General features: G+C 75.2%; 7 protein-coding genes and 1 pseudogene. 5 read left to right on the top strand and 3 right to left on the bottom strand.

Annotation, left to right across the window (positions count from 1 at the left end):
- Both GCU67_RS02695 and GCU67_RS02690 read left to right on the top strand, forming a co-directional pair.
- Positions 1–603, top strand: a pseudogene (locus GCU67_RS02695) (amidase); the annotation flags it as partial.
- Positions 604–792: 189 nt separating this feature from the next.
- Complete coding sequence (locus GCU67_RS02690) at positions 793–1527, top strand: GAF and ANTAR domain-containing protein (RefSeq protein WP_211660660.1); 735 nt, start codon at positions 793–795, stop codon at positions 1525–1527.
- Positions 1528–1579: 52 nt separating this feature from the next.
- Here the strand turns inward: GCU67_RS02690 and GCU67_RS02685 are convergent, their stop codons facing one another.
- The 3 genes from GCU67_RS02685 to GCU67_RS02675 form a co-directional block, all read right to left on the bottom strand.
- On the bottom strand, positions 1580–2545 hold the full coding sequence (locus GCU67_RS02685) for an NAD(P)H-binding protein (RefSeq protein ID WP_163609550.1): 966 nt from the start codon (positions 2543–2545) through the stop codon (positions 1580–1582).
- 115 nt (positions 2546–2660) lie between these two features.
- Entirely contained in the window at positions 2661–3497 is an 837-nt protein-coding gene (locus GCU67_RS02680; protein ID WP_338104719.1) for an HDOD domain-containing protein, read from the bottom strand.
- 375 nt (positions 3498–3872) lie between these two features.
- Positions 3873–4553, bottom strand: coding sequence for a TIGR04222 domain-containing membrane protein (locus GCU67_RS02675; protein WP_163609549.1), 681 nt, complete (start codon positions 4551–4553; stop codon positions 3873–3875).
- Between the two features lie 121 nt (positions 4554–4674).
- Here GCU67_RS02675 and GCU67_RS02670 point away from each other — a divergent pair, with 121 nt between their 5' ends.
- The 3 genes from GCU67_RS02670 (at position 4675) to GCU67_RS02660 (ending at position 7401) form a co-directional block, all read left to right on the top strand.
- Complete coding sequence (locus GCU67_RS02670; protein ID WP_163609548.1) at positions 4675–5562, top strand: helix-turn-helix domain-containing protein; 888 nt, start codon at positions 4675–4677, stop codon at positions 5560–5562.
- 79 nt (positions 5563–5641) lie between these two features.
- Entirely contained in the window at positions 5642–6784 is a 1143-nt protein-coding gene (locus GCU67_RS02665) for an LLM class flavin-dependent oxidoreductase (RefSeq protein WP_163609547.1), read from the top strand.
- Positions 6781–7401, top strand: coding sequence for an FMN reductase (locus GCU67_RS02660; protein WP_163609546.1), 621 nt, complete (start codon positions 6781–6783; stop codon positions 7399–7401). The genes GCU67_RS02665 and GCU67_RS02660 overlap by 4 nt, the downstream gene beginning before the upstream one ends.
- Positions 7402–7427 lie beyond the last annotated feature (26 nt).

The raw sequence follows: 7427 nt of genomic DNA, 5'->3' as shown, positions 1-7427 counted from the left end.
ACCCCGGCCCTGCTCGCGGAGTTCAAGCGCGACCTCAACGCCTACCTGGCCGCCACCCCCGGCGACCACCCCGCCGACCTCGCCGGGCTGATCGAGTTCAACGCCCAGGACCCGGTCGAGCTGGCCTACTTCGGCCAGGAGCTCTTCGAGCAGGCGCAGGCGGCCACCGTGCCCGCCGACGACCCGGCGGTGCGGGAGACCCGCGACCGGATCCGGCAGCTCGCCCGCGCCTCCATCGACGAGGTGCTCGCCCAGGGCGCCGGCCCCGAGGACGACCTGGCCGCGGTCGTCGGGCTGAGCAACACCCCGGCCTGGCAGACCCGCTACGAGTACCTCGACGGCCAGGCCGACGTGTTCGTCTACAGCACCTCCGGCCCGGCCGCGGTCGCCGGATACCCGAACGTGTCGGTGCCCGCCGGCTTCTCCGGCCCGCGGGAGACGCTGCCGGTCGGCGTCTCGTTCTTCGGCGGCCGCTGGGCCGACGCGGCGCTGCTGGACATCGCCGCGGACTTCGAGGAGCAGGCGGCGGCCCGCGAGGCACCCGGGTACCTGCCCACGGTCGGCGCCGACCCGCAGGTGGGTGAGCCCGAGCCGGGCACCTGACCCGCACCGGAGGTGGTCGGGGCACCGTTCGACGAGGAGCCCCGGCGTGTCAGCGGGACGACCGCTGGGCACCGGTTGTCCATGACCGGATCGGACACGACCCATGCCGTCGGCGTGGCAGGCACGCCCACGACCGTCACCGCCCACCCAGCCCGGTGGCTGAGGGCCGCCGGCCACCCCCCCCCCGGCATGACGGTGCTCCTAGACGACTTCCACGCCGCCCTCGCCGCGGCGTCCGGCGCCCTGCCGCGCCCCGAGCTGCTGCCCGAGGCCCTCGCCCGGGCGTGCGTGGAGGTGCTGCCGGTGGACGGCGCGGGCATCAGCCTCCTGGTCGCCGGCCGCCGGACGCCGCTGGGGGCCAGCGACCCCGACGCTGTCGAGGCCGAGCGGCTCCAGTCAACGGTGGGCGAGGGCCCGTGCCTGAGCGCCCATGCCGAGCAGTCACCGGTGGTGGCCGACGAGGCGGCCATCCGCTCGCGCTGGCCGGGCTACCACGACGCGCTGGTGACCCGGACGCCGATCCGGGCCGTCATCTCCCTGCCCCTGCGTGACTCCTCGCGTGGCATCGGCGCGCTCGACCTCTACCTCGCTCCCCCGCGCGCGGTCACCGCGCTGAGCCTGTCCGACGCCCTGACCATCAGCAGCGAGGTCTCGACCTGCCTGCAGATCCAGGACCAGCTGATGCGGTACCGGGACGACGGCCCGGCGTGGCTGGACGCCCCCGCCGCCGGACGCCGATCCTCGGTCTGGCAGGCCGTCGGCATGGTGCACGCCGCCCTCGGAGTCGGGGTCCCCCAGGCACTGGCCCTGCTGCGGGCCCGCGCCTTCGCCGACGACTCGACCCTCGACGACCTCGCCGCCCGGGTGCTCGACCACCACGTGACCGCCGACGAGCTGGCCCTGGACCCCGACACCAGCCGCTGACCGCCGGACGCGCGGACGGACCGGCGTACGGCGGCCTGCCGTCAGCCCCGGCTCAGGCCGACCAGGCGGGGTCCGTGCGCACCCGGTGCAGGGCGTCCCCGCTGCTGCCGACCCCGGAGGTCCGGCTGCCCTGGTGGGCCCGGCGCAGCGCGTCCCGGGAGCTGACCAGGCCACCCACGGGGTCGGGCACGATGCCGCGGATGCGGTCGTCCTGGGAGCCCATGCTGTTGGGCAGGCTCATCACCAGGTCGGCGGTGAGCTCGCGCGGGAGCGGGGTCAGCCACGACGCGATCGTGGCGACCAGCCGGGGCGGTACGGGCGGGAAGGGCAGCCACAGGCGGCGGAGCCCGGCCTCGGCGGCGTAGGCCCGGATCAGCTCGGCGTAGGTGGGCCGCTCGCCGTTGGACACGTCGTAGGCGCCGGCGGGCAGGCGGTCGCGGTCGGCCGCGGCGACCAGGTAGTGCAGGACGTCGGTCACGGCGATGGGCGACACCGGGTGCTGCATCCAGGTCGGAAGCGGGACCACCGGCACCCGGTCGGCGATGTGGCGCACCAGTTCGTAGGACGTCGACCCGCCGCCCAGGACGATCGCCGCGCGCAGCCACACGAGCTCGACGGCGGCCTCACCGAGGGCGTCACCGACGTCGGCGCGGCTCTCCAGGTGCTCGGAGAGCTGCTCCTCCTGGGGGACGAAGCCGCCCAGGTAGACGATCCGGGACACCCCGGCCTCCCGGGCGGCCGCGGCGAAGGCCCGCGCGCTGTCGAGGTCCTGGGTGGCGAAGTCGCCCTCGCCGATGGAGTGCACGAGGAAGTAGGCGACCTCCACGGCGCCGGCCGCGGCGAACGCCTGCCGGCAGGAGTCGGCCTCTGAGACGTCCAGCGACACCTCGGTCACCGTGTCGGGCCAGTCGAAGTCGTCGAGCTTGGCCACCTCGCGCGCGGTCGCGACCACCTGGTGACCGGCGCGCTCGAGCTGCACGACCAGCCGGGACCCGATGTAGCCGGAGGAACCTGTCACCAGACAACGAGTCACCAGTGATGGGTGCCTCCGCGGTGGCCCGCACAAACCGGAGGAGACCGGTCACTCACCGCGGACGGCGACGCCCGCCGCACGGTCGGAGCGGCGCCGACGGTCAGGCCAGCAGCGCCTGCCGCAGCTCCGCGGCGTCGGTGCGCACCTGGGACAGCACCGGTGCGACGTCGCGCTCGCGCAGCTGGCCACAGCTGACCCGCTCGATCGGCAGCTCCTCGTGGCCGGCGTCCACGATCCGGGCGGCGACCTCGATGGCCGAGCGCAGCAGCGCCCCGGAGAACGAGCCCAGGTCCCCGGCCTGCTCCAGCGGCACGAGCATCCCGGCCGGGAAGCCCCACTGCTCCAGCGCGACCGAGGTCAGCCGCAGCGCCGAGATGCCGTAGCGCTGCACCTCCGCCGCCTGCCGTGCCTCGAAGGACCGGGCGCCGGCCGTCAGCTCGGCGTGGCCGACCGGGTCGTGGTGGTGCAGCAGCGCGACGCCCATCTGCGCCAGCAGGCCCAGGCACAGTGCGTCCTGCGGGCGCTCGGCGAACCGCGGCGCCAGGGTCGAGGCGGCCAGCGCCAGGCTGGTCGAGGTCTCCCAGAAGTCCTCGGGCAGCCGCGACCCGTCGTCGACGTCGGTCAGCGCCACGGTGGCCATGGTGCGCACCGTGGCGAAGCCGATCACGGTGACGGCGAACTGCAGCGAGGTCACCCGGCCGCGCATGCCGTAGAAGGCGGAGTTGGCCAGCTTCATCACCCGGCCGGCGAGCGCGACGTCACCGGCCAGGATGCGGGCGAGCCCCTCGGCGCTGGCGTCGTCGCCGCTGGCGGTGGCGACGATCTGGGCGGCGACCGGGCGCCGGGCGGCCATCGTGTCGATGCTGGCCAGCACGCGCTCAAGGTCGCCCAGCGGCGCGAGGGCCAGGGCGGGTGCAGGGGTGGCGAGGGAGGTCACGAGGGCTCCAGGTCGGTGGGGCGCGGTCGGTGGGGCCCGGTCGGGCGTGCGGGAGGGGCGGCGGAGCAGCTGGAGCCCACCCGCCCAGGCGGGTGGGCTCCTCGGTCTGCTCGGGATCCTCGGCGACCGCGCAGAGCCCCACCTCGGGGCGGTCCGGCGGCAGGTCGCGTCGGCGCTGCCACGTGGTGCCCCCTCTCGCTGGTCAGGGCGCAGCCGTGCGTCCTGACCATGACCTCGGCTCGGAGCCGGGTGCTCTCCAGCACCCCGGGCCGAACTCCCCCCAAGGTGGCGGTGCCCCGGCGGCACCGGTGCCCGTGGGCGGGCCCGGCGTCCCGGTCACCCCGCCGCGGGAGGACCGGGACCCGGGACGGCGGGTCAGCAGCCCCCGCCGCCGCCACCGTCCCCACCGCCGCAGCCGCCGCCGTCCCCGCCCCAGCCGCCACCGCCCCAACTGGCGGCACCGCCGTCCCCGCCCCAGGCGAGGATGCTGCCCGGCGACCCCGTCGACCACGGGGCACCGGTGCGCCGCGGTCGTCCCCCGCCGGACCGGGCCGGGTCCCCGGCGGCACCGAAGACCAGCCGGCGGAGCTCCTGGTCGGCCATCGCCCCGACGCCGTCGAGGGCGACCGCCAGCTCCTGACCGACCCCTCCCTGCTGCCCGGCCGTCCCCTGCTGCCGGGCCTCGACCAGCACCCGGCGCCCGTCCCGGGTCGGCACCAGGGCCGGCCGCGGACCCGACAGCCGGGACCACCGGGCCGGCCGCAGCAGCCCCTCGGCCTGCAGCCGGTCGGCGACGGCGACGACCCGCGGGTCGTCCTGGACCCGGGCGCGCAGGGTGAGCGCCGACCGCTGCGGGCGCGGGCCGACCAGGTCGAACACAGCGGCCTCCACGGGGTGCACCGGCGCGGCGCCCACGGCGTGGAGCATCCCCCCGCCGTCGGCGCGCAGCCGGCCGCGGGCGAGCAGGGCGACCACCGCGGTGTCCGCCACCCGGGCCGGTCCGCCGGCCAGCTGGGCGAGGTCGTAGGTGTCGGTGCGGGTGCGGGTTCCGGTCATCGCTGTCCGTCCTCAGGTCGGTGCGGGTGGAGGGATCGTCCGCTGCCGGAAAGGTCGCACCGCGCTCCCCCGAACGGAAGGTGACTTGCAAGATTGCACGCACACGGTCAAGCTGCGCCGCATGTCGGTCCACGAGACGCCTTCGGTGCGCGAGCGCCGGCTGGCAGCCGAGCTGCGGCTGCTGCGCACCGCGGCCCAGCTGCACGGCAAGGACGTCGCCGCCGCGCTGGGCTGGTCGCCGTCGAAGGTGTCCCGGATCGAGACCGGGCGCAGCGGCGTCTCCGGCGACGACCTCGAGCGCCTCGTGCAGCTGTACGCCGTGCCCGACCAGCAGGCCGGCCTGCTGCGCCGGCTGGCCCCCTCGGCCCGGCCGCGCGGCTGGTGGGACGCCTACGCCGAGACCCTGTCGCCGGGCTACGCGAACCTGATCCGGATGGAGTCCGGGTCGCGGGCGCTGCGCTGCTACGGCGCACTCGTCCCGCACGCGCTGCTGCAGACCCCGGGCTTCGCCCGCGAGGTGATCCTCTCCACCTGGGCGCGGCCGTCCCCGACCGAGGTCGAGCGCCGTGTGCAGGTGTGCCGGCGGCGGCAGGACGTGCTCGACGGCGACCGCCACGGGGGTGCGCTCCAGCTGTCCGCCGTCCTGGACGAGTCGGTGCTGCGCCGGTGCGTCGTGCCCGGCGACCCGGCCCGCGACGCCGCCGTCCGGCGCGGGCAGTTGGAGCGGCTGGCCGAGGTCGCCGCGCGGCCCGGCGTGCGGGTGCAGGTGCTGCCGTTCTCCGCCGGGCTCCCCCCGGTGACCGCCGGGTCGTTCTCGGTCCTCGACTCACTGGCCACCGCCACGGCCGACGTCGTCTACCTGGAGAACAAGACGCGGATCTTCTTCCTCGACGCCGAGGCCGAGGTGCACCGCTACACCCAGGCGTTCGACCTGATCAGCCAGATGGCACTGGACCCGGCGGAGTCGCTGGTGATGATCCGGCGCGAGCTGGCGGACCTGCCCGCCTGAGACGGGGAATGCGGGGCGGTGTGGCAGGGTTCCACCGGCCAGTAGTTGCACTCTCAACCACCAGCACGAGGAGCACGCCATGCAGTTCGGGGTCTTCACTGTCGGCGACGTCACGCCCGACCCGACCACCGGCCGGGCACCCACCGAGGCCGAGCGCATCAAGGCGATGATCGCCATCGCGCTCAAGGCCGAGGAGGTCGGGCTCGACGTGTTCGCCATGGGCGAGCACCACAACCCGCCGTTCGTGCCCTCCTCCCCCACCACGGCGCTGGGCTACATCGCCGCGAGGACCTCCACGCTGCAGCTGTCGACGGCCACGACGCTGATCACCACCAACGACCCGGTGAAGATCGCCGAGGACTACGCGATGCTGCAGCACGTCTCCGACGGCCGCGTCGACCTGACCCTGGGCCGCGGCAACACCGGCCCGGTCTACCCCTGGTTCGGCAAGGACATCCGCGACGGCATCCCGCTGGCGGTGGAGAACTACCAGCTGCTGCGCCGGCTGTGGCGCGAGGACGTCGTCGACTGGTCGGGGCAGTACCGCACCCCGCTGCAGGGCTTCACCTCCACCCCGCGCCCGCTCGACGGCGTCCCGCCGTTCGTCTGGCACGGCTCCATCCGCAGCCCGCAGATCGCCGAGCAGGCCGCCTTCTACGGTGACGGCTTCTTCCACAACCACATCTTCTGGCCCGCGGAGCACACCCAGCGGATGGTCGAGTACTACCGCCGCCGGTACGCCCACTACGGCCACGGCGACCCCGACCAGGCGATCGTCGGCCTGGGCGGTCAGGTGTTCATCCGGAGGAACAGCCAGGACGCCGTCCGGGAGTTCCGGCCCTACTTCGACAACGCCCCGGTCTACGGCCACGGGCCCTCGCTGGAGGACTTCTCGGCCCAGACGCCGCTGACCGTCGGCTCCCCCGAGCAGGTCATCGAGCGCACGCTCGGGTTCCGCGACTACGTCGGTGACTACCAGCGCCAGCTGTTCCTCATCGACCACGCCGGGCTGCCGCTGAAGACCGTGCTCGAGCAACTGGACCTCCTGGGCGAGGAGGTCGTGCCGGTGCTGCGCCGGGAGTTCGCCGCGCTCAAGCCCGCGCACGTGCCCGACGCCCCGACGCACGCGTCGATGGTGGCCGCCGCCGGTGGCGCGCACGACGCCACCGTGCACGCGCTGGACGACGTCACCGGCCGGACCGTGGAGGGGGCGCAGGCATGACCACCCGCACCCTGGCCGCGCTGAGCGCCGGCCTGAGCGTCCCGTCGTCCACCCGGCTGCTCGCCGACCGGCTGACGACGGCGACCGTGGCCGCGCTGCAGACCCGCGGCGAGGACGCGACGGTCGAGGTCGTGGAGCTGCGCGCGCACGCCCACGACCTCGCCGACGCCCTGATCACCGGCTTCCCCAACGCCGCGCTGCGGACGGCGATCGACACCGTGGTGGGTGCCGACGCGCTGATCGCGGTCACGCCGGTCTTCTCCGCCAGCTACAGCGGCCTGTTCAAGACGTTCTTCGACGTGCTGGACAACGACGCGCTGACCGGCAAGCCGGTGCTGGCCGGGGCCACGGCGGGCAGCCCGCGGCACTCGCTGGTGCTCGAGCACGCGGTGCGCCCGCTGCTGTCCTACCTGCGGGCGGTCACCGTGCCGACCGCGGTGTTCGCCGCCGCCGACGACTGGGCCGGCGGCGGGGTGGACCAGACGCTGGCGGCCCGCATCGAGCGGGCCGCCGGCGAGCTGGCCGGACTGGTCGCCGGGCAGCCGGTGACCAGCCGGCCGGCCGACCCGTTCGCCGACCCGACGACGTCGTTCGAGGACCTGCTCAGGGGGCAGTGACCCCCGCAGGTGCCGTGACCCCCACG

Origin of the sequence: Modestobacter muralis, from assembly GCF_010682105.1 — a bacterium.
Taxonomy (GTDB): Bacteria; Actinomycetota; Actinomycetes; order Mycobacteriales; family Geodermatophilaceae; genus Modestobacter; species Modestobacter muralis.
The sequence above is the reverse complement of the archived record's forward strand: the minus strand, read 5'-3'. Positions and strand labels throughout refer to the sequence as shown.

Excerpts from the sequence above, each read along its gene's own strand:
- GCU67_RS02690 (WP_211660660.1), top strand. The coding sequence starts at position 793 with ATGACGGTGCTCCTAGACGACTTCCACGCCGCCCTCGCCGCGGCGTCC.
- GCU67_RS02675 (WP_163609549.1), bottom strand. The coding sequence starts at position 4,553 with ATGACCGGAACCCGCACCCGCACCGACACCTACGACCTCGCCCAGCTG.
- GCU67_RS02670 (WP_163609548.1), top strand. The coding sequence starts at position 4,675 with ATGTCGGTCCACGAGACGCCTTCGGTGCGCGAGCGCCGGCTGGCAGCC.
- GCU67_RS02665 (WP_163609547.1), top strand. The coding sequence starts at position 5,642 with ATGCAGTTCGGGGTCTTCACTGTCGGCGACGTCACGCCCGACCCGACC.
- GCU67_RS02660 (WP_163609546.1), top strand. The coding sequence starts at position 6,781 with ATGACCACCCGCACCCTGGCCGCGCTGAGCGCCGGCCTGAGCGTCCCG.